The 22724-nt window shown below is 55.2% G+C and carries 19 protein-coding genes; 5 read left to right on the forward strand and 14 right to left on the reverse strand.

The features are described 5' to 3' along the window. Positions 1 to 3: 3 nt before the first annotated feature. The 6 genes from Dpoa2040_RS02640 to Dpoa2040_RS02665 form a co-directional block, all read right to left on the reverse strand. Positions 4 to 924, reverse strand: a complete 921-nt coding sequence (locus Dpoa2040_RS02640) for an ABC transporter permease (protein WP_168640192.1) — start codon at positions 922 to 924, stop codon at positions 4 to 6. Then, positions 921 to 1895, reverse strand: a complete 975-nt coding sequence (locus Dpoa2040_RS02645; RefSeq protein WP_042869895.1) for an ABC transporter permease — start codon at positions 1893 to 1895, stop codon at positions 921 to 923. The genes Dpoa2040_RS02640 and Dpoa2040_RS02645 overlap by 4 nt, the downstream gene beginning before the upstream one ends. Positions 1896 to 1923: 28 nt before the next feature. After that, positions 1924 to 2892 (reverse strand): nucleoside hydrolase, encoded by a 969-nt coding sequence (locus tag Dpoa2040_RS02650; protein WP_168640193.1) that lies wholly within the window; start codon positions 2890 to 2892, stop codon positions 1924 to 1926. Continuing rightward, complete coding sequence (locus Dpoa2040_RS02655; RefSeq protein ID WP_168640194.1) at positions 2889 to 3842, reverse strand: nucleoside hydrolase; 954 nt, start codon at positions 3840 to 3842, stop codon at positions 2889 to 2891. Before Dpoa2040_RS02655 ends, Dpoa2040_RS02650 begins: the two co-directional genes overlap by 4 nt. After that, positions 3839 to 4015, reverse strand: a complete 177-nt coding sequence (locus tag Dpoa2040_RS02660) for a hypothetical protein (protein ID WP_168640195.1) — start codon at positions 4013 to 4015, stop codon at positions 3839 to 3841. The genes Dpoa2040_RS02655 and Dpoa2040_RS02660 overlap by 4 nt, the downstream gene beginning before the upstream one ends. A 407-nt stretch (positions 4016 to 4422) precedes the next feature. Continuing rightward, complete coding sequence (locus Dpoa2040_RS02665; protein WP_168640196.1) at positions 4423 to 5961, reverse strand: ABC transporter substrate-binding protein; 1539 nt, start codon at positions 5959 to 5961, stop codon at positions 4423 to 4425. Between the two features lie 165 nt (positions 5962 to 6126). Between Dpoa2040_RS02665 and Dpoa2040_RS02670 the strand changes: the two genes are divergently transcribed. Both Dpoa2040_RS02670 and Dpoa2040_RS02675 read left to right on the forward strand, forming a co-directional pair. Then, positions 6127 to 7026, forward strand: a complete 900-nt coding sequence (locus tag Dpoa2040_RS02670; protein WP_042869889.1) for a LysR substrate-binding domain-containing protein — start codon at positions 6127 to 6129, stop codon at positions 7024 to 7026. Positions 7027 to 7290: 264 nt separating this feature from the next. Further along, complete coding sequence (locus tag Dpoa2040_RS02675; protein WP_168640197.1) at positions 7291 to 8070, forward strand: CDP-diacylglycerol diphosphatase; 780 nt, start codon at positions 7291 to 7293, stop codon at positions 8068 to 8070. 248 nt (positions 8071 to 8318) lie between these two features. Here the strand turns inward: Dpoa2040_RS02675 and Dpoa2040_RS02680 are convergent, their stop codons facing one another. Beyond that, complete coding sequence (locus Dpoa2040_RS02680) at positions 8319 to 8741, reverse strand: hypothetical protein (protein ID WP_168640198.1); 423 nt, start codon at positions 8739 to 8741, stop codon at positions 8319 to 8321. Positions 8742 to 9341: 600 nt separating this feature from the next. Between Dpoa2040_RS02680 and Dpoa2040_RS02685 the strand changes: the two genes are divergently transcribed. Together Dpoa2040_RS02685 and Dpoa2040_RS02690 are read left to right on the forward strand one after the other, a co-directional pair. Further along, complete coding sequence (locus Dpoa2040_RS02685; protein WP_168640199.1) at positions 9342 to 10112, forward strand: DUF2076 domain-containing protein; 771 nt, start codon at positions 9342 to 9344, stop codon at positions 10110 to 10112. Between the two features lie 935 nt (positions 10113 to 11047). Further along, positions 11048 to 12460, forward strand: a complete 1413-nt coding sequence (locus Dpoa2040_RS02690; RefSeq protein WP_168640200.1) for a GGDEF domain-containing protein — start codon at positions 11048 to 11050, stop codon at positions 12458 to 12460. 102 nt (positions 12461 to 12562) lie between these two features. Here the strand turns inward: Dpoa2040_RS02690 and Dpoa2040_RS02695 are convergent, their stop codons facing one another. Continuing rightward, positions 12563 to 13411, reverse strand: a complete 849-nt coding sequence (locus tag Dpoa2040_RS02695; RefSeq protein ID WP_168640201.1) for a GNAT family N-acetyltransferase — start codon at positions 13409 to 13411, stop codon at positions 12563 to 12565. 14 nt (positions 13412 to 13425) lie between these two features. Continuing rightward, positions 13426 to 14757: an FAD-binding oxidoreductase gene (locus Dpoa2040_RS02700; protein WP_168640202.1), complete on the reverse strand. Its 1332-nt coding sequence runs from the start codon at positions 14755 to 14757 to the stop codon at positions 13426 to 13428. 441 nt (positions 14758 to 15198) lie between these two features. On the opposite strand from Dpoa2040_RS02700, the gene Dpoa2040_RS02705 reads away from it, so the two are divergent. Continuing rightward, positions 15199 to 16005, forward strand: a complete 807-nt coding sequence (locus Dpoa2040_RS02705; RefSeq protein WP_168640203.1) for a C1 family peptidase — start codon at positions 15199 to 15201, stop codon at positions 16003 to 16005. 122 nt (positions 16006 to 16127) lie between these two features. Here the strand turns inward: Dpoa2040_RS02705 and Dpoa2040_RS02710 are convergent, their stop codons facing one another. From Dpoa2040_RS02710 to fdxH, 5 genes are all read right to left on the reverse strand, one after another. Next, entirely contained in the window at positions 16128 to 17408 is a 1281-nt protein-coding gene (locus Dpoa2040_RS02710; RefSeq protein ID WP_168640204.1) for an MFS transporter, read from the reverse strand. 55 nt (positions 17409 to 17463) lie between these two features. Beyond that, entirely contained in the window at positions 17464 to 19593 is a 2130-nt protein-coding gene (locus Dpoa2040_RS02715; protein ID WP_168640205.1) for an alpha-galactosidase, read from the reverse strand. 137 nt (positions 19594 to 19730) lie between these two features. Beyond that, entirely contained in the window at positions 19731 to 20753 is a 1023-nt protein-coding gene (locus tag Dpoa2040_RS02720; protein WP_042869864.1) for a LacI family DNA-binding transcriptional regulator, read from the reverse strand. Between the two features lie 413 nt (positions 20754 to 21166). Further along, positions 21167 to 21808 carry a formate dehydrogenase-N subunit gamma gene (gene fdnI / locus Dpoa2040_RS02725; RefSeq protein ID WP_042869860.1) on the reverse strand — a complete coding sequence of 214 codons (642 nt, stop codon included), beginning with the start codon at positions 21806 to 21808 and terminating at the stop codon, positions 21167 to 21169. Next, positions 21801 to 22724, reverse strand: a complete 924-nt coding sequence (gene fdxH / locus Dpoa2040_RS02730; protein ID WP_168640206.1) for a formate dehydrogenase subunit beta — start codon at positions 22722 to 22724, stop codon at positions 21801 to 21803. The genes fdnI and fdxH overlap by 8 nt, the downstream gene beginning before the upstream one ends.

Genomic DNA, 22724 nt, shown 5'->3' on the forward strand with positions numbered 1-22724 from the left:
GCCTCACTCCTCTTGTCTGGTATTCAGCGCATCACGCAAGGCATCACCGATCAGGTTGATCGCCACAATCAGCAACAGCAGCATCACGCCGGGGAACAGGCTGATCCAGTAATCGCCGGACAGCAGATAGTCAAAGCCGTTGGCAATCAGCAACCCCAGCGACGGTTCGGTCACCGGCAAGCCAATGCCGAGAAACGACAGCGTTGCCTCCAGCATGATGGCGTAAGCAATACGCATAGTGGCGACCACAATCAGCGGCGGCAGGCAGTTGGGCAACAGGTGGCGAAACAGAATGCGCGGCGCGGAAAACGCCATGCCGCGCGCCGCATCCACATAATTGCGGCGGCTTTCCAGCAATGCGCAAGCGCGCAGCGTACGGGCGTAATACGCCCACTGGGTGATCACCAGCGCCAGAATAATTTTGTCCACCCCCTGCCCCAGCACTGCCAGCAAGATCAGGGCGATCAGTATTGGCGGGAAGCTGAGCTGGATATCGACGATACGCATCAGCAGCGCATCGGTTTTACCGCCCAGCCAGGCGCTCGACAGGCCTGCGATCATCCCGATGAACAGCGCAACCAGCGCACTGCTGACCCCTACCATCAGGCTGGTACGGGTGCCATACAGGATAGCGCTGAACAAATCACGCCCCTGATCGTCGGTACCGAGCCAGTACGTCAGTCCGCCCATACCGAGCGAACCCGGCGGCAGGCGGTTATCGGTGATCATCAGTTGGGTCAGGTCATACGGATTTTGCGGCGAAATCCAGGGCGCCAGCAGCGCCAGCGCCACAATCAGCGACAGTGTCATCAGCCCCAGCCGCGTCAGCCGACCATGCAACAACATCGACAAGGTACGAGCCAACGCCGAACGCGCTGCTGGCGATGTAGACGGCGTATGCACCGAGCGCTCCGTCCGGTTCATTGCCCACCTCCCAAGCGGATGCGCGGGTCCACCACCGCATACAGCACATCCACCAGCAAGTTGATCAGGCTGAACATCACCACCGTCATCATCAGGTAGGCCAAAATCACCGGGCGATCCAGCACGGCGATGGCGTCGATAATCAGCTTGCCCATCCCCGGCCAGGCGTAAATGGTTTCGGTCACCACCGCAAAGGCGATCAGCGCCCCCAGTTCCAGACCCATTACCGTAATCAGCGGGATCAGCGTGTTTTTCAGCACATGCACCAACAGGATACGGCTTTCCGACAGCCCTTTGGCGCGGGCAAAACGTACATAGTCTTGTTGCAGACACTCCCGCACGCCGGCGCGGGTCAGGCGGATAATCAGCGAAATCTTGAACAGCGCCAGATTGAGCGCCGGCAACAGCAGGTGCTGCCAGCCATCTGCCGTCAGCAGACTTAGCGGCACGCCCGCCACCGTTACGGTATCGCCACGTCCCGATGACGGCAGCCACCCCAGCTTCACGCTGAACAGCATGATCATCATCATGCCTATCCAGAAGGTCGGCAGGCTAAAGCCCAGAATCGATACCGTCATCACCGACTTCGCCGCCAGACTATCTGGCCGCAAACCGGCGAACACGCCGAGCGGAATGCCTGTCAGCAGCGACAGCAGAAACGCCACCAACGCCAGCTCCAGCGTGGCAGGCATCCGTTGCAGAATCAGGTGTAACGCCGGTTGGTTGAAAATGAAGGAATTGCCCAAATCGCCCTGCAGCGCGTGGGTAACAAACAGCAGATACTGTTGCCACAGGGTTTTATCCAGCCCGAATGCATGAATCACCGCCTCGCGCTCGGCTGGAGTAGCACTGCTACTTAGTAATAAATCCACCGGGTTGCCGACCAGATAAACGCCGGCGAAAACCAGTATCGACATGACCGCCAGCGTTAGCAGCGTTTGCAGAAAACGACTGAGTAAAAAGCGGGCCATGACGCATCCTTGTGGTTAATGATGAGGGTTAAGCGCGGCGCTCCGAGGTATTCGCCCGGCCATAGCGGCTGAGTACCTGCACCAACAGTGACAAAAATCCAGGTTCATCCACCGATTGCATCACCTGCGCATTGGGCGCCAGCGCCAGCTTGCCATAAAAATCCGCCCAGGTATGCCCGGCGGTTTCACCGGCGACGGTCACCCCGACCCGCGCTTCACGTCCGGCGAACAGCGACGGTTGCAGTAACCAGGCCACCGTCGTCGCATCATGTACCGGGCCGCCTTCACGCCCGAAACGCGCCATGTCGCTACGATCAAACGCCCCCAGCAACCGTGCGATGGCCTGACCGGGGCGCCCTGCATCACGCTGCAACAAGTCGATCTCCTGTTGAGTAATCAGCGCCTGAAATGTCATGTCCAGCGGCATAATCACCAGCGGGATGCCGCTGCCAAATACCCGGCTGGCGGCGTGCGGATCAGCATAGACATTAAATTCTGCCCACGGCGTCCGGTGGCCGAGCGCGGTAAACGCGCAACTCATGGTCACCACCTGGCGAATACCACGCGCGACATCCGGGTGCTGAATCAACGCCAGCGCCAGATTAGTCATCGGCCCAATAGCGCAAAAGGTTATCGGATTTTGTTCTTGCGCCGCCTGACGCGTGGTGCGAACGATAAAATCCACTGCGTGTTCCTGCCCAACCCGGCTCGCGCCCGCCGGCACCAGTTCATCGCTGAACGCGCCGATGTGGGCGTACTTGCCATAGCGTTGTGGACCAATCAGCGGCTTTTCGGCACCGGCGAATACCGGCACGTCATCACGACCAGACAGCGCCACAATCCGCCGGGCGTTCGCCAGCGTATGTTCCAGCTCCACGTTGCCAGCCACCACCGTGATGCCCAGCACCTCCAGTTCCGGCGAGGCCAGCGCCAGCCACAGCGCAATCGCATCATCCACACCAGGGTCGGTATCAATAATGATTCGCTGACCTGTCATCTTGCCGCTCCATAGACTGAAAACAGCTGACAGAATAACTGGAACACTTCATCGGCGTTAACCCCTGTGACCACATCGACATTCGCCGGCAAGCCGGATTTACCATAAATATCCATGATACTCTGTCCCATGCACAATTCACTCTGGTGCTCCACCAACACCCGCGCCCGTTCAGTCTGGAACAGATCGGGCCGCAGCACCCAGGCGATCACCAGCGGGTCATGCAGTGGTCCACCACGTGAACCGTACCGTTTGATATCGTTACGATCCCAGAATGCCATCAGTTGTGCCAGCGGTTCACGCAACCGACCAGCATGGGCAACCAGTTCGCTGACGCGCTCTGGCGTCAGAATCACCTGATGAGTGGCGTCCAGCGGCAACAGCGTCATCGGCACCGCTTGCGAAAAGACGATATGCGCTGCGTGCGGGTCGGCCAGCAGGTTAAATTCCGATGTCATGGTACGGTTGCCCAATTCGCGGCACGCACCGCCCATTGACACAATCCGCTCAATCCCTGCCACGATATCGGGCGCGATGCAAAACGCACTGGCCAGATTGGTCAACGGCCCCAGCGAACACAGTGTAATAGGCTCACCGCGCTGCGCCGCCTCCCGGCAACGGGCAATCAGAAAATTAACCGCATGTTGTGGCTCCGCCGTTTTACGCGGCGTGGGAAAATTACTGTCGCCCAGCCCATTTTTACCATGAAACTGGCCGTGGATTGGCTCACGCAGCATCGGCTGCCAGCAACCAGCAAAGACGGGAATATCGGTACGATCACCTAGCTCGACTATCTGCAACGCATTGCGCAGCGTGTTGGTCAACGGCTGATTACCGTTGACCACGGTAATGCCCTGAATCGCCAGTTGCGGGGCAACAAACGCGCTCAGCAATGCCAGCGCGTCGTCAATGCCGGGATCGCAATCAATAATGACAGGAAGGGGACTCACAGCACATCGACTCCTTTCAATTCGCTGGCAGCGCCTTGTCGGGCATGATGATTCAACCGCTGTGGCGGGGCAATGGGTTTGCCGCTCCATTCATTGAGGGTGGTGGTGTTCATGTCGCCGATTGCTGTTGCCGATGAAACCAGATAGGGAAATACGCCAAAGAATCCGCTCATGGAGTTGCTCTGAAGGTTAAAGGCTGGGTGTCCCGCCGCGGGGTGCGGCGGGACACGGCCTGATGGGAAAACCCTGGTGTTAACGTAAAAATCGCACTACCCCGTCATACTTCGAGTTGCAGGTGCGTTGGCTGCGTTACTCAGCCCATTTCATGGGCCTCGCCCCTTCGGGGCCGCTGCCAGCAGCGTTCAAATCGGCTTACGCCAATTTGTCACTCACCCCAGTCACTTACTTATGTAAGCTCCTGGGGATTCACTCGGTTGCCGCGTTACAAGGCTCTAGTGAGCCTTGCCCTAAAGGGCCAACGCGCCGCGTTGTTCAACACGCGAACGTGTTGTCCTGCAACCCGAATTATTTGGGGTATCTATTTTTCATCCACCACCAGTATCAGGTGAAAAGCTCACCATTACTGCTTGTGAACAAAATAGGGCAATGTGTAGCCGTCTGTGCGGCCTACGTAGCTATAGCCTTTTTTCATTGCCCAGGTATTGGAGAGAAACAGCAGTGGGATAACCCCTTGCTGTTTCATCGCCAATTCGGTTGCCTGCTGTAATAACGCGTCGCGTTGCTGTTCATTCAGCGTGGCGCGCGCCTGATTCAGCAGCTTGTCAAACTCGGTATTGGAATACCGTCCCCTATTCCCCTGCCCGGCATTCGGGCCAAAGGTTTCCAGCAACGGACCCAACACGCCGGAGGCCTCGCCGGTTTCAATCGCCGCACCGCCCATCACCAGACTGAATTCACGCTGTGCGGCCTTGGCAAAGTAGACGTTACCGGGCATGGTGACCACCTCGGTCTTGATGCCTGCCTGACTGAACATCTGCCCCAGCGCCTGTGCGATTTTGGCGTCGTTGGGGTAGCGATCATTCGAGGCATGGAACGTCAGGGTAAAACCGTTCGGGTAGCCTGCCGCCGCCAGTTTCTGTTTTGCCTGCGCCAGATCGTAAACCGGCGCGGGTATCCTGGCGGAATAACCCAGATAGCCCTGCGGCACCAACTGCGATGAAGGCAACCCCTGACCGTCAAGGATGCGCTGCACCAGCGCATCGCGGTTAATCGCCAGCGACATCGCCTGACGCACCTCGACTTTCCTCAGTGGATTTTTACCGTCATCGCCTTTGGCAAACGGCGACACTTCTCTGTCCTGATCCGGGTGCAGATACAGAATACGGTTACCCGGCACCGACTCCGTAACGAAAGCCTGTTGACGGGCGATAGTCGCGCGGTCCGCCGTCGGTACGCTTTCAATCATGTCCACATCACCTGCGAGCAACGCGGCGATACGGGCGCTGCTGTTCTTGATGACGCGCAGCGTCACCTTGTCCCACTGCGCCTTGCCGCCCCAATACTGGTCATTGCGGCTTAGCACCACCTTGTCATCCGGGGTGTAGGAGACAAATTTAAACGGACCGGTGCCAATCACCTCTTTCCCGCCGTTCAGTACTTCACTCGGCTGGTCGGCTAGCCGCGCCGGCAATATCGCGATACGGCTCAGGTTATTGAGCAGCAGTGCCGCCGGCCCTTTCGTTTTTATTTCTACTGTCAGCGGATTGATTTCACGAATCTCGCTGATATCCGCTACATAAGGCGTGTAAGCACTGGGGCTATTTTTCGCCGCTAACGCGACGCGTTTCACACTGGCCACCACATCCTGAGCGGTAAAATCGCTGCCATCATGAAATTTAACGTTCGGTCGCAATGTAAACTGCCAGGTCGTGTCGTCGAGAGCCTTCCAGGACACCGCCAGAGCTGGCGTAATTTGTTGTTTTTCGTTTTGGTTAACCAGCCCGTCGAATAGGTTGCGGGCCATGGCGCTGTTCGCGCCACCGACATAGAACTGCGGGTCCATCGAGGTAGTGAACGACGCCAGTCCAATTGTCAAATCTGCTGCCTGTGCCACAGGCATCAGTGCCATCAGGCCAGCAACAAACAACGTTCCTTTCATGGTTACTCCTTTAAATTCGGCTCCATCTCGTATTCAGGTTTATCACGCTTTATTCAAATCTATGACAAACTGTAACCTTGGTATGGAGTCTACGTGTTGGCTAAAATGATTAAAAATCGTATTTTGTACCGAATACATAAATAAACGTTATAGTTGGTAACATCTATGAGCCGTATCAACTTAAGGCAGGTTGAAGCATTCCATAAGGTGATTCTGACCGGCGGCATCACACAAGCCGCTAACATCATGAATATCACCCAACCCGCAGTCAGCCGGCTGATCAAGGATTTCGAGTACGCGGTTAAACTAAAACTGTTTGACAGGGATGGACGAGGACTGGAACCCCGTGAAGAAGCGCTTAAGCTTTTTCGGGAAATTGAACGGCTATATCTGGGGCTGGATCACATCCTGCGGGTAGCGGACGACATCCGTCACGCCAAAGGCAGCGTGCTGCGCATCGGTGCGGTGTCTGCCCTCGCCAATCTGTGTACTGAACGTATTTTTCCGACATTATTGAAAAAATACCCGGATGTAGCGCTTTCTATGGATGTGGAAAGTACGCTGTCCATCACCGAGATGGTGCTTAGTAATCAGTACGACATCGGCTTTATCAACAGTACGCCGGCGATCAAAGGATTACAGGCTGACCTGCTGGGTTCGGCTCAGGCCGTCGCCGTCGTCGCGCCAGACCACCCGCTGGCGGAGCGCGCCATTATCACTCTTGATGACCTGAACCACCACCGCTCCATCCTGCCCGGACGCAAAACCGTGTTAAGGGAACAGCTGGCAAAGGCCATTACCGCACAAGGCGTGACACTGCAAAGCCCGATAGAAACCTCGCTGCGCCATTGTTGCGTCATGGCAAGCACTGGATTGGGGGTGGGGATCGTCGATGCGATCACCGCTCACACCAGTGAGACCAGACTCCTGATCAAACCCTTTGAACCGAATATTGATGTCGCTTATATGGCGATTTTCCCCCCCCAACATGCGCGTAGCCTGCTGGTGGAAGAGGTTGTCCAGTCGATCCGCATACTGATCGGCAAGAGCGCCTCGGCCAGCTAACCCGTCTTTAGGCGTCTGTCATCAAGGCGCCATCATGTGCACGGCACAATGTAGTGAATAGGTGAATAGGTGAATAGGTGAATAGGTGAATGAGTGAATGTGGCGTTACAGCCACACGCGCTATTGGCGTGTCATCACGGTATACGGTGTGCCATCACCCAGATGCAACGGCGTTTATCCGACGAATTACCTTGCAACACATCACTTGCGACAATGGCGTCGCAATCAACGACCATGCGGCAACACCCTCTACGGAATCATGCCATGACACGCAGAGCCATAACACGCAGAAAGTACCTTATCGGTTTGATCGTTACGTTGCTGCTGCTCTCCCTGCTGTTCTATTTCTGGCAGCCCTTCGCCCACAGAGGCGACGGCAATGTACTGTGGGAGTTTGTCAGCCAGCAGTGCGTTCCCAATCAGCAGAAAAATCACTCACCAGCCCCTTGTCTGGACGTCAACCTGCAAGGCCGCTACGCCTTATTCAAAGACCGGCGCGGCCCCTATCACGATCTGCTGATCCCGACTGATCGCATCAGCGGTATTGAAAGTCCGTTGCTGTTGCAACCCGAAACACCGGCCTATTTTGCCGCCGCCTGGAGCTACCGGGACAGGCTGTCTGCACAACGGGGCAAACCGATTGGGGACGATAAGTTAGCGCTGGCTATCAACTCTCTGTATGGCCGTACGCAAGGCCAGTTGCATATTCATATTTCCTGCCTGAAGCCCGACGTCTACCAGACGCTACGTAACCGAAACGCCTTCATCGGTTACGACTGGGTGTCGCTCGGCCAGCCACTGCTGGGCCATAATTATCTGGCAATTAAGCTGAACGGCAGCGACCTGACGCGATCAGACCCGTTCAAATTGCTCAATCATTATGTACAGGCACGGGGGGACGAGATGAAAAACTACGGTCTGGCACTTACCGCCAATACTCAGGGTGAGCTGATTTTGCTGGCAGTACGGCGTGATTTTATCAGCCTGTTCAACCACGGCTCAGCGGAAGAAATTCTGGATGTGAGCTGCACGCTGGCACAGTAATCCTGATACGGCGCTATCCTGAAACTCTGGCGACAACTGCAATGAACCCGGCCAGACATCACATCTGTTCTCTGCATCAGGCAAAAAACAGACGATGACCAGCCGGGGGGAATTAAGGGTGCCAGTTATGATGCCGGTGTTTGTCAGCGATGGGTATATACCGGCGATACGTCGAGAGGCAGATACGTTGCTGCCCTGCAACCCGAATTATTTAGGGATATATCATATTTAATTTTGGTGATGATCCATTATTCGGTTTTAGCGGAAGTTGACGTTATCGACGTAGTTGCTTTTTTCTCATCAATAGTATTTTTCTTTTTTTCTGCCGTTATTTTATGCTCCGCTGCTGGCTCCTTCCCGGTTTTATCTACTATCGCCGGTTCTTTTTCCGCTGTGACGGCTTTTTTATGCATGACCTTTTTATTCTGATGGGCTTTCACCGCTTGCTGGTCGTTTTGTTTTGCCGGTGTGATGGCAGTTGTCTGCGGCAACGACGCCGTCAGCGCTTTGCCGTTCGCCCCCTGACTCGCTGTGGTATTGGCAATGGACGTGGTTTTCACTTCCGCGCTGGCGGCTGCTCCGGTTACCGGTTTAGCCGTGATTTCGGTTGATGCCGCGTGTGCATAAGAAGCCGCCAGGATAACGCCTAAAAACAGGGGTTTCATATTCATTATGAATTTCCTTTAACAAGTCATTGGCGATTAACCGGAAATAAAGAGTTATATTCTGGTTAATAACTGAAGCGTTCAGGTAACCGCTTCGGGAGTGATTAAAGCAAAGCTGGAAATAAAAAAAATATAGAATATTCCTAGAAATCACCCCACTCATCCAATCTGATTATTTTATATTCATCCAGTCTAAATAACCCAATAACAGGTTACACATTATTCTCTTTAATTCCCTCTCACCACCGGGGATAAAATAATTACCGCCAACAGTATTATTCACAGCCAATCGATTGAATGACGGGAAAACTGGGGATAAGCGCCCACTGGACAACCGTGCAGCACAAGATGTCACGCTGCGTCCCTCTTACGGCAAGGGTTCTGGTAATCTCTGCAGCATGTGAAATCACAGGGCGATTCCTAATAGGGTCAATAGGTTGCTGCCCGTCTTGCTGTAATTGGTAACAAATTTGTAAGCAGCTTTACCTGACAGCCATGTATTAGCCCAGAGGAACACAGTAGGATGGCGGTGAAGGGTGTGATAAAACAGCCACGGGTCGGCCTGACTGTGCAGGCCCACAATCCAATATCTCTTGAGGTGATCCTATGCAATCTGAAGAACAACGCCTTATTGATGGTCTGTTTAGCCGACTGAAAACAGCCGAGACCAACGCAGGCCCTCGGGATCTCAAGGCAGAACAGCAAATCAACGAATACATCCGCCAGCAACCCGCCGCGCCTTACTACATGGCACAGGCGATGATCATTCAGGAAGCCGCGCTGAAACAGATGGATCAACGGGTTAAAGAGCTGGAAGCCGAAATTAACCGGCTGAAACAAGAAGCCGCCGCCCGTCCGCAACAAAGCAGCGGTGGTTTTCTGGCCGGTCTGTTTGGTGGCGGCAGTCGCAGCAGTGCGCCGCAGCCTACCCAGCCATCACAACCCGCCGGTTATGGCCAGCCAGCCGGTTACGGCCAACCGATGGGTTATACACCGCCGCCGGCAGGTTACGGTCAGCCGGCACCGGGCTACGCACAACCGGCGCCGTCCCGTTCTGGCGGCTTTTTAAGCGGCGCATTACAGACCGCCGCCGGTGTGGCGGGTGGTGTGGTACTGGCCGACATGCTGACCGGTATGTTCCACCGCTCGCAACCGGAAGAAATCGTTAACATCATCAACGAAACGCCGATGACTAACGATACTATGCTGGATAATGCCAGCGACAGCTTCCGTGATTTCAGCGCGGATAATCTGGATACTTTCAATAACGGCGCCAACAACAACCTGTGGAGCAATGTCAGCGCAGAACCGCAAAGTAATGACTATGACGATTTCGCGGATGATAGCGCCTACGACGACGACGATTCCTACGTCTAATTCTCTCTTATCCCCCTCCTGTCAGCAGGAGGGGTTCCCCACCCCACAAGCTCGCTGCCTGTAGACATCGAAAAGCCTGTAATCATCGGAAAGATAGTTGCCACACTGGTTTATGGTCGCCGCATTGGTTAATGATGCTTATAGCGAACCCGCCAACCCCACTTTGCGACATTTATCCCGAAAAGCAATGTGCAAACGCGCTGACACGCGGAAAACCGGTTATTGACTATCGTACATGCCGACGTTCTCCCGTCGTCAGCGACGCACTCCACCTGTTTCAGACTTTCCCTAACGCGGGACAGGCCATCAGTGTGCAAAGTATCAATTGAGTTTTACATTTATCGATGACTATTATTTTGATATATTCATTCGGGGAATAATTATTGTGAGAAAAAGTTAATATCAGGTATTACTGTGACACAATTAAAATGGATTTTCCCCTACATACCTCATGGTGCTGATGTCCTGGCGCTATGCTGGCTGGTCAAGAGTCTGTGGCCGTATCCTTGCCGTTATCTCCCCATTCACAGGTATCTCTGGTCTGGCAACGTCACGCTTGTTGATATGGCTCTGCCGTTCTATGCCGCATTGCACTTAGGGCCACAGTACGATTTACCCACTCATGAATACCCCTGAAATTTGTATGTACTCTCCTCCATTGCTTCGTACGATGACGCTAACAACCACGCTTAGATGTGGAATGTCGCTCCCAATAACCACGGTTTACCGCGGCTCATTTTGTGGTCTTACTGGTAACGAATTGTCAGAAATAGAATAAAAGAGAAACAGAGCCAAACCGGCTTTTTTCATATAGTTATCCGTAAAAACGTATCGTACCGGCTCTACGCGTGCTCCGTTGCTGCCAAACAGCGCCCAAAAACGACAACGACATAGCGCCAGTGGAAGGGTTTAAAACCTGAAAGTGGATTGACTCCATGCATCTGAATTTGGCTTTATTTAAAAACGGCAGCACCGGTCTGAACAGTTTGAATGTTTTTATGGTGACGCTGGTGGGTTGCAATATTGGTGCACACGCCCGGTTGTCCGAGCTGGATCTCTCCGTCTTCTGGCCGGTAAATATCATCGTCGCAGCGCTATTTTACCGCTGCAGCTACCTCAACACCCCCTGGTATTACCTGATTTCCTATGCTGCGATGATCCTGCAAGACAGTCTGTTTTACGGCTGGGGCCTGAGCGCGCTGACCATCAATTCCGCCAACATCGTGTTTATCATCGTCCTTACCCAGCTCCTCAACTGGCCCGGTTTCCTTACTCGCCGGGAAACGGACATGCTCAGTTCGCTGTATCTTTTCGCCTCCTGCATGGTCGCAGCGCTGGCCTGCGGTATCGTCGGCGCACTGGCGCAGCAGCCGTGGCCCAGTTTTCCTGCTGCGGTGTTTCGCAGCCACTTCCTCAACTGGTTCAGCGACCAGTTCTACACGGCGGTATTATTCCTGCCGTTGCTGTTAACCCTACGCAGCCAGATTTCGCTGCGACTCCCAACGTTGCGCTTGCCAGATGCCCTGCCGTTGCTGTTGCTGTTGCTGTCTATCAGCGTGGCACCACTGCTCGGCCCGATTGCCATTCTGGCGTTTCCGTTGCCAGCGCTGACATGGTGCGCCATTGTTTATCCGTTGTGGCTTATTCGGCTTATCACCTTATGTATTGGCACGACGGAGCTTATTATGACCGCCGAGCACGTGTTTGCATTGTATAGTCCGCCAGATCCCTCCTTTATGCATCAGGTCGTCATCGCCCGTATTGGCATCGCCGCCACTATCTTCAGTCCGCTGATGATGGCGATGAATGCTCGCACTATTCGCCAGTTGAACGCCCGCCTGCTGCAACAAGCCAGCCATGATTTTCTGACCAATACCTTGTCACGCTATGGTTTTACCGAAGCGCTGACCACACACGGGCAGAGCCTCAAACTGCAACAGGATGCGGTTAACATCATGCTGATCGACATTGATCACTTCAAAAATATCAACGACAACTTCGGGCACGATTGCGGCGATGAGATTCTGCGCCAGGTAGCAGGCGTGATACAGCAGACTATTTCTGCACAGGGGCTGGTCAGCCGTATCGGCGGGGAGGAGTTCGCTGTAGTGTGCTTTAACTATAGTCCTCCGGCGTTTTATCTGTTGGCCGATGAGTTACGCCAGACTATCCAGCAAACCGTATTTCGGTGTAACCAGCGGCAGGTGCCCGTGACTGTCAGCATCGGCATCGCCCATGCACCGACTTCAGGCAAATACCTGGTGGATACGGTGCATGAGTTGTTTCCGCAGGCGGATAAAAACCTCTATACCGCCAAGCGTGAGGGGCGTAACCGGACTGTTCAGTAAGCGTCCATCCAGTAAGTGGTCGCCTTGGTGGAGCGATGGTCGTTCAAAAAACGCGTTACTACGGCAAGACCGGCGCTTGCCGTTGAGTTCCTGGCAACAGTATTATGCCATCGCTTGTGTCATCAGCGCCCAGGCGCGCATACCGCCCACTTCCGGCTGCCATGGTGCGCCGCGAATCATCGTGACCGGCGCATCCACCTGCTGCAGCCCACAATCAGCCAACCAGTCTCCCAACCCAAGCGCACCGTCGCTGTCGATACGCACACATTCACCACCAGCCTCAGCCATCAGTGAACTGATCAGCAAACGTGCGTTGTCCGCGTTGTCGGTAATTACCGGGCCGATGACATAACCACGCCCGAAACGGCGCAGCGCGGCGAAACCTGCGATATGACCGCATTGTTCCAGCACCCGCACCTGCAATGCCTGACGCAACAGCCAGGCAATCAGCGCCGGACGCACCAGCCCATGCGCCTGCTGGTCCAGCGCCGCCAGGTGTGATGCATCATCCAGCGTGGCGGCACGCAACCGCTGGTCAGGCGCCAGATTTAGCCTGGCGTTCGACGGCAGTTGCAAACACTGGTATTGGTGGATCGTCCCCACCGGTATAAACCCTAATTGGGTATACAACCTCTGCCCCGCATCCGTCGCGTGCAGCCGTACCTGATAACCATCAAGACCAGCCAGCAGCCCCTCCATCAACAACCGGCCAATACCACGCCCTTGTTGCTGGCCGTCCACCACCACCAGACCGATAGTGGCCCGGCGATCCCCCCAGCGCCAGCATACCGCTGTCCCCACCGGCTGCCCTTGATCTTCCGCCACCAGTCCTTCACCCAGCAGCAATGCGTCCTGCCAGTCTTCCAGACGATGCGGCCAGTTCACCTGTTGGGTCAACGACCAGCCGAAATGAGCATCCGCTGCCGTCATGGCGCGTAACGTTATCGTCATGTTCCGTCATCTCCTCACATCATGCCCGGCGCCTTTAACCCGGAGCCATCCACCAGTCGGGCATAACGGAATGGCGTCGGGTCTACCACCGGCGTATCGCCGGTTGCCAGATCCGCCGCCAGCCGCCCGGCGCCGGGCCCGATACCAAAACCGTGGCCGCTATACCCGGTAGACAGCACCAACCCCGGCAGGTCCGCTACCGGCGAAATCACCGGAATGGCATCGGGTGTGCTGTCAATCATACCACCCCATGCCTGTACCACACGCAAAGCGGCCAGCGCCGGATATTCACGCCGCATCGCCGCTAATCCTTCACTGACCAACGCCATGTCTGGCGCCGGATCAAGAATGCGGGTTTGCTCAAATGGCGACACGCTATCAAGCACACCGCTCGCCCACATTTCTGGTCCACACAGGAACGGTTTGAAACCCAACCGGAACGACAGATTTTTACGCCGTGCACGAAAAGTGGGATAAAACTGACGGGCATAACGCAGGCTCTGGAATCCCGGTTCCAACCGGCCTCGCCCGGATACCGCAACCGTATAGCTGCCATCCCGTTGCGGGCGGCAGGCAAACTCAGCGGTATAAAACGGCACGCTGATCGCCTGTTCGATTGGCGCAGTACAAAACGCGGTGCCGATGACGTTGCCTTGCGGCAGTTCAATGCCGTGACGGCGGCAGAACAGCGAGCTCCAAACGCCGCCAGCACAAATTACCATTGAAGTTTTCACCCGCCCGCGTTCGGTCCACACACCGCTGACCCGACCGCCGCTAATATCCAGCCCACGTACTGCACATTGCTGAATAACCTGAGCGCCAAGGCGTTGAGCTGCAACCGCCAGCCCGGCGCAGGCCAGTGCAGGTTCGGCATGGCCATCGGTCGGTGACGATACCCCGCCCAGCCATGCGGTGGTGCTGCCCGGCGTCATCGCTTTGGCTTGTTCAGCATTGAGAATGTCGCTACGCACGCCGTAGGCTTTCGCCATCTTGCCCCAGTTGTCCCAGGCATCAATTTCCGCCTGATCCCGCGAGGTGTAAAGTAAGCCACTGCGACGGAACCCCAGGTCTTCTCCGGTTTCCTGCTGTAGTTCCTCCCAACGGCGCAGTGCATAGATAATCAATGGCAGTTCGCGCTCATCACGATTTTGCTGCCGACACCATCCCCAATTACGGCTGGATTGTTCCCCGCCAACCAGCCCTTTTTCCAGCAACAGGACGCTGACGCCTTTTTTCGCCAGCTCATACGCCGCCGCAACGCCGGCAATTCCAGCGCCAATCACAATCACATCTGCCTGATCCGGCAACTGACTGCTGTCCTGAATATATCTAATGGGTGCAGGCATGTTGTTCCTCTGTTCGCCCCTAAAATAAAAAATGCCTCTTTTCGACGGAGGCTGCATGATCACTAGCCAGATAACACGTTACCGTAATCGGTACAGACTACCGGCGTCACGGCCAGTTTCTCATCATGACAATCTCATCTCGCTGTCTTATCACTCTCCGGCACCTGAGCATCGGTATCTGACAACACCGTCGATGACCATTCAACAAAATGTAACTAAGCAAACCAGAGTATTACCAGCACCAGACGCATCTTGCATCACCAGCGTCCGACTGGCGCTCGATGCCTAATTTTTCGGGCCTACATCTTGCAACAGACGTTTATCGGCTATTCATCAGCTCTCAACCTATTCCGATAGTCGAGCCTGCCTTCCTAACCAGATAGTTCAAACCTGCCTTCGCCAATAATGAGCGGGGGGCCTATCATCAGGAGACTGATCACTATGCTTAAACCTCGACGTAAATCTCTATTGGGTTATACCCCTGACCACCCGGATATACGCGACCACCTTTACGCTCCGGACCCAAGCGTACTGAAAGCGCTGCCGTCCAAAGTAGACCTGACCCCAACCTTTGAGGTCTACGATCAGGGTCCCATCGGTTCGTGTACCGCCAACGCACTGGCAGGCGCTGTAGAGTTTGATCGCCTAAAATGTGGCGAACAACCGAATTTTATCCCTTCAAGGCTATTTATCTACTACAACGAACGCGCCGTTGAAGGTTCGGTAAAATATGACTCAGGCGCCAGGATACGTGATGGTATCAAAGTCCTGCATAAACTTGGTGTGTGCCCGGAAGAGGAATGGCCCTACGTAGTAACGCCGCCTCAGGGAGAAGGAGATGAATTTCCCCCCGGCTCGCCGGCAGCCACCAAACCACCGGCACGCTGCTATCAGGATGCGAAAAACTATACCATCACCAACTATCAGCGATTACATCAGGAGCTGTCGCATCTGCAAGGTTGCCTGGCCTCTGGTTTTCCATTTGTGTTCGGTTTTATGGTGTATTCCAGTTGGATGACGTTGGGCAACCCGCCGACAGTGGTTCCGATGCCCTCCGGCAATGACAAACTTGAAGGTGGTCATGCGGTAATGTGCGTGGGTTATGATAACGACACACAGCTATTTAAATTCCGTAACTCGTGGGGGAAAGATGTTGGTGAAAATGGCTATTTCTATATGCCATACGCCTACATGCTTGAGCGCCGTCTGGTAACGGATATCTGGGCGATTAATGCCGTTAAAAATTAATCGCACTGTCTGCGTAGTACTACCAGACAGAACACGTTAATTGCAAAAATCAGCTAAGGTCGGCCTGATTAAGGTCGGCCTAATAGGGCAGCCGACCCAGATTTTTTCAGGGTAGTCGTTTATCAGGACAAGGTCGTACGATACGCAGGTTGCGTAATAGCACGCGCACCGGATAACGTAAACGCGGAGATAATCGTCACCGTCAGAGCGATAGCACCGAGGATCAGATACGTATCCTGAAAACCGATACGGTCATACAGATTTCCCGCCACTGCCGACAGGAAAATAGCCGCTGACTGTTTGGCAAACTGAAAACCAATCAGATAGATAGTGGCGGATAGCCGGGTATCAAACGTGGTGGTGATGTACTTGAACGCCCCTACCAGCAGGAACGGTACTTCCAGCGCGTGTAGCATCTTCAGGGCTATCACTTCCGCCGCGGTGGTAGCGAATGCTGACCCACCAATGCGCACGGTCATGATGGTTCCTGCCACCAGCAACGTGTTTTTAGCGCCGATACGATTAATGATCCACGGCGAGCAGAACATGATGACGGCGTTAGCCAATTCACCCAACGTAGTGGCAAAACCAAATACCTGATTCCCCTGCTGCGGCGTCACAAAAAACGATTTGAAGAAGTTAGCGAACTGCTGATCGAACACATCGTACACGCAGGCTACGCCAATCACGTACAACACAAACATCCACAGTTTGCGATCACCAAATACCCTTGTCGCCATTTTCAGCGTCACCTGCGGCTGGTTAGCCCCCAGCGCATCCATCACCTGCGCCGTCGGGTGATGATCAGGACGAGCAATCAACAACAATGCCAGCAGGATAACCGCCGCACCCGACCCCATCCAGAATACCAGCGCCGGATTAACGTTAAACAGTATCCCTGCGGTAGATGCGCACAGCCCCCAACCAAGGCAGCCGAACATACGTGCTTTACCATACTCGAAACCGCTCTGGCGACTGACGCGCTCGATATAAGCCTCCACGGCACCGGAACCGGCGGAAAACACCAGCCCGATATAAATACCGCCGGTCATCGCCCCCAACACGCTATTCACCTTAAGCAGCGGCGCAAACACATACAAAAAGAACGGTGCGAACAAAAACAGCAAGATGGCAATCACCCACAACAGGTGTTTTTTCAGGCCCAGCCGGTCTGACAATACCCCCATCAGCGGCTGAAACAGAATGGCGAACAGCGAAATGGCGGAAAATACCAGTCCGGTCTGCGTTTTGTTCAGACCAATGACTTCCGCCAACCAGACCGGCAGAAACGGAAAACAGGTCGCCATGATGAAGAAGTACAAAAAGAAAAACAGACCGAAAATCCAGAAATTACGGTTTTGCCTGTGCGTTGTGGTACGCATGGTCGGTTGGCTGATGTCCATATGTGTATCCTTAAGGGTTCCAGAGTGGGGAAAGGCGTCACCCTCTCCCGCTGAATTACAGACGTTCTAATTCCAGCAATAGCGCTGTTTCCGGGTTGAGAATCGGCAGGCGTAACCCGGCTTTCATCAACCATTCGCCGCTATATTGCGCCGGTGCCGCCATCCACGTCGGCAACTGGCGCATAGTGCTTCCGCCCTCAATCACCGGCTTCAGATCGGGGTGTTCCACCACCGTTAACCGGTAGCGGGCTTGCGGTTCCAGACCGGGGAAACGCAGCACCCCCGCCAGCGCGTAATCCGGCATGGCCAGTTGCGCCACCAGAAACAGCGCCTGACGCTGATCAGTACTGACCACCCCTTGTACCTGCGTCGAGGCATCCGGCATGTCAACCCGCCACAGACAACCGGTATGCAACAGCGTGCGATAACGCCGATGCAACGCCACGTAATGGCGAAAACCAGCCTGCTCCTCGGCATCGGCGCGTACCGGGTCCAGTTCAATGCCCATATGGCCGAACAGTGCCGTCAGGCCGCGAAAGGCAATACTGTGCTGGCGTCCCGTGGCGTGACAGCGATGATGACCGATATGTGCGCCCATCACTTCAGGCGGAAAGAAATAGCTCATGCCGCGCTGAATGGTCTGGCGCTCCAACGCATCGTTATTGTCGGAAGCCCAGAAACGGTGACTACGTCGCAACACCTCATAGTCGATACGCCCACCGCCAGACGCGCAAGACTCAAACTCAACCTGCGGAAAGCGTTCGCCCAACACATCGAGCAGGCGATAAAACGCTCGTGTCTGACCGTCTGCCGCCGCCCGTCCCTGATGGGCCGGCTGCACTAATTCGCGGTTCATATCCCATTTCACGTAATCAATCGGATGCTCACCCAGCAGCCAGCTCAGGCGCGCCAGCAGATACTCGAACACCTCAGGATTAGACAGGTCGAGTGCATACTGATAGCGGCCAGTCGGTTGCTCGTAACCGGGCAGCGCCAGCAACCAGTCCGGATGCGCACGGCAGAGGTCAGAATTCGGGTTGATCATTTCCGGTTCCACCCAGATACCAAACTCCATGCCCAGCTCCCGCACATGGTTTATCACCGGCATCAGTCCCTGCGGATACTTGCGTTGATCTACATACCAGTCGCCGAGTGCGGCACGATCATGGTCGCGCCCGCGAAACCAGCCGTCATCAATGATAAAACGCTCGACGCCCAACGCCGCCGCCTGCGTCGCCATCTGCATGATGTAGTCCGGGTCGTGTTCAAAATAGATACCTTCCCAGGTATTGAGATGCACCGGGCGCGGCAAGGCACGTGGGAATCGGATAACCTCCTGGCGCAAAAACTGGTGAAACTGCTGGCTCATGCCATTTAGCCCTTCATCAGAACAGGCGGCGTACAGCCACGGCGTGGTCAGCGATTCGTCCTGCGCCAGAACGATTTCGCCGGGCAGGTAGAGCGCTTCGGCCTGTAACAGCCGCCGACCATCGGTTTTCACTTCCGTGCGTAACCGATGATTACCACTCCAGCCGAGGTGCGCGCCCCACACCCGTCCTCGCTGCTCGGCAAATCCCGGTTCGCCGCTTACCATCGCCGGGAAATATTCGTGTGAGGTACGTCCACGGCGGTTTTCCTGCACCAGACTGCCGTGCGACAGCATTGTGCGGTGCGGCTGAAACTCCCGCACCCAGCGTCCGTGAAACGCCATGACCTCGGCGGCTGATTCCGGCAGCGGTAGCGTGACCGCCAGCCGCTGCACCTGCCAGTCGCCCGGATGCAGGTTGGTCAGGCAATGGCGCAGTTGCAGTACCCCACTGTCGGCGTGCAGCTTGAATTCGCTGGTCAGGCGCAAACCTGCCTGACGGTCTTCCGCCTCAATAATCAGTTGCTGCGGGTCTGGCTGATGCACCGCCACGGTAGTCAGCACCGCAAAGGCATCAAGACCGTTGCGATGCCCCTCAATCCCCGGCGAGCCAAACAGCCCGCGTCCGGTTTCCGCCGCCAGCGTCACTGGCACGTCCACATCCAGCCGGCCATTCGCCACTGGCCGCGCCAGACTTTCCACATCCTGTGGTGAGAAATCCGCCAGATGCGGTCCCCAATACACTATTTCCGCCGCCGGCTGGCAGCGCACAATCACGTCGGTCACCGGGCTGGTGAGTCGAATCAACGTCGTTTCCATCCTCATTCTCCTGAATGGTTGATGCAGTTAGTTGTATTCCGAAACGTTTTGGATAAAAACCGAAACGTTTCGGTTTTGTGACCGGGTTAAAAACCGAACGATAAAATCAATGACACCAGCGTACTGACGAAGGGGGGTTATTCAGTTTGCGGCGGCGGGTTATCCGTTTGTCCGGCACGCAATTGCGGCTGCCACAGCACCTGCAACGACGACAGCGTATCGCCCGCCAGCAGACGAAACAGCATGAGGGCGATCTGCTGCCCTACCTGCGAACGGGTACCTTGGGTAATGGCAGTGACAGGAATGTCCAACAGCGAGTCGGCAGGCAACCCGTCATAGACGATCAGTGATACGGCCTGCTCACCGTACAGACGACCGCTGTCGCGCAACGCCAGCGCCACCCCTTCACCTTGCGTACTGCCGTCAATGACAATAGCCGTCGGCGGCTGTGGCAGCGCCAGCCATTGCAACGTCGCCTGATACCCTTCCCGGCGTGATGGCGCCACCTGACGCAACAATTCATCGCGCCGCGCAATGCCGGCTGCAGCCAGAGCCTCCAGATAACCGGCACGGCGCTGGGCGATAAATGACTGAGGGTGATGCTCGCCCAGAAAGGCGATATGACGATGACCAAGAGCAATCAAATGCCGGGTGGCGAGTGCAGCACCGGCCTGATTATCAAAATCAAACCAGGCATAGGGCAACGGCAGGTCGCTGCGGCCAAGCGCCAGAAATGGAAAGCCTATCGATTGCAGATATTGCAGCCGGGGGTCCTGTTGCAGCGTATGCGCGACAATCAGCGCATCCACCCGACGGCTTTCAATCATGCGTAAAAACGCATGATGATCCGCCTGCTCCTTGTCAGCAATCAACAGCAGATCAATCTCCTGCTTCGCAAGCTCGTGGCTGATTTCCGCCACCATATCCATAAAGGTGGTGTTACTGAGTGGTGCTGGCTGCATCGGAAACACCAGCCCCACCGCATCAATGCGGCCCATTTTCAGGCGACGGGCAAACGTATTGGGTCGATAGCCGAGGCGCCGTGCTTCTTCTTCCACCCGCAGGCGCGTTTGCGCTGCCACGTCATCGTAGCCGTTCAGCGCACGGCTAACGGTGGTGACCGATAACCCCAGCGTTTTTGCAATCTGTTTCAGTGACATGGCGCATCATTCACCCTGAATTCTGTTACGGGTCAGACTATCACAAATCACGGCAAGGGGGGATGCGAGAGACTGTTGACAAACAGCCGGATGTTTTGCGAATGGTAATATCTGTCTGGGTTGTGGATGATTTCGTGCGAGGTAAAGCCAATCTTTCCTTTGTAGCATTATCTCTCGCACGACAAGGAGAGGCTCAAACGCCGCCTCTCCTTGACCACTGGCTGGTGGCTAAACGGTGCCGCTTCGCGGTTCCTTCGGCGTTCGCCTTCGCTGTTCGGGCCGCCTGTGACGCGTTCCTGACGCGGCACAGGCTTTCGCCGCATCCATGCGGCTCACCCGGCGAAGTCGTGCGCCTCAGCACCATTTTTAACGCCGGAGAACCCTTCGCCTGCCTGTCATGAAGGGTAGCACGCTTATTTCTTATCTTTATTGGCTTTGCCGATCACATCACGCGCCCAGCGCGGGTGGTGTTTCAGCGCCCACTTCTCCGAGACCTTGCCTTCGATCATGCCTTTAATCGAGCCGCGTACCCAGAACGCCATGTACATATGAATCAGAATGGCGTGGATCAGCACGATAGCTGCCGTGGCGTGGAGCAGAATGGCGTAGCGCACCACATCGATAGGGAACAACTGGGCGAAATATGGCCGCCACATGATGACGCCGGTAATCAGTAGCACCAGCGTTAACCCCATAATGCTCCAGAACATCAGTTTCTGACCGGGGTTGTATTTACCCACATCGGCCACTTCATGCTCGTTGCCCTTCAATACTTCGACAATATTGAGGAACCACGGCAGATCGCGCCATTTAGGGATATTGTGGCCGACAAAACGGATAAACATCGGCACCAGACACACCACAATCAGAATACCGAAGAACGGATGCATAATGCGCCCCATCTGCGGTGTACCGAAGGTTTGCGTCAGCCATTGCAGCGTCGGGAAAAACAGCGCAATGCCGGACAGCGCCACCATAAAGAAACTGATCACCACAATCCAGTGGCAAACACGGTCAATAAATTTGGTGCGCACAATCATTTTCGGGTTACTCATGCTTATCGTCTCCTTCATGCGCCTGTTCTTTATCCGAATGTCCCTCATCCGAATGTGCTATCTCTTCCGTGTTCGGCCCGATGCCGATGTAGTGGAACATCAACCCGGCGAAGGTGGCGACAAAACCCAGCGTTGACAGAGGCTTGAGAATGCCTTTCCACAGATTGACCGGCGTCGAGATTTTCGGGTTATCCGGCAGGTTGTGGTACAGCGACGGTTTATCAGCATGATGCAACACATACATCACGTGGGTGCCGCCAACGCCCTGCGGGTCATACAGACCGGCATTCGCATAACCGCGTTTTTTCAGATGCGCGATACGCTCGGCGGCGACGTTCTTCATCTCTTCTTTGGTGCCGAAATGAATAGCGCCGGTCGGGCAGGTTTTCACGCAAGCCGGTTCCTGGCCGGTGCTGACGCGATCCACACACAGCGTACATTTGTAGACGCGGTTATCCTGCTTGTTTAAGCGCGGAATATTGAACGGACACCCGGCGATGCAGTAACCACAGCCGATGCAGTGTTCAGACTGAAAATCGACGATACCGTTGGCGTACTGAATGATGGCACCCGCCGACGGACAGGCTTTCAGACAGCCCGGCTCGGCGCAATGCATACAGCCGTCTTTACGAATCAGCCATTCCAGACGGTCTTCGCTCTCCACTTCGGAAAAACGCATCACCGTCCAGGACTTCGCGCTTAGATCGATAGGGTTGTCATACACCCCCACATTGTGACCGACTTCATCACGGATGTCGTTCCACTCCGAACAGGCCGCCTGACAGGCTTTACAGCCGATACAGGTGGTGACGTCGATAAGCTTGGCGACTTCGCTTTTATCATCCCGAACCTGTGGCGGCGGCGTCAGGCTACTGGTGGCCGAACGCTGGATAATATCCTGAGATTGCATTGACAT

It is taken from the genome of Dickeya sp. CFBP 2040 (assembly GCF_012273755.1).
In the GTDB taxonomy this organism is placed as follows: domain Bacteria; phylum Pseudomonadota; class Gammaproteobacteria; order Enterobacterales; family Enterobacteriaceae; genus Dickeya; species Dickeya poaceiphila.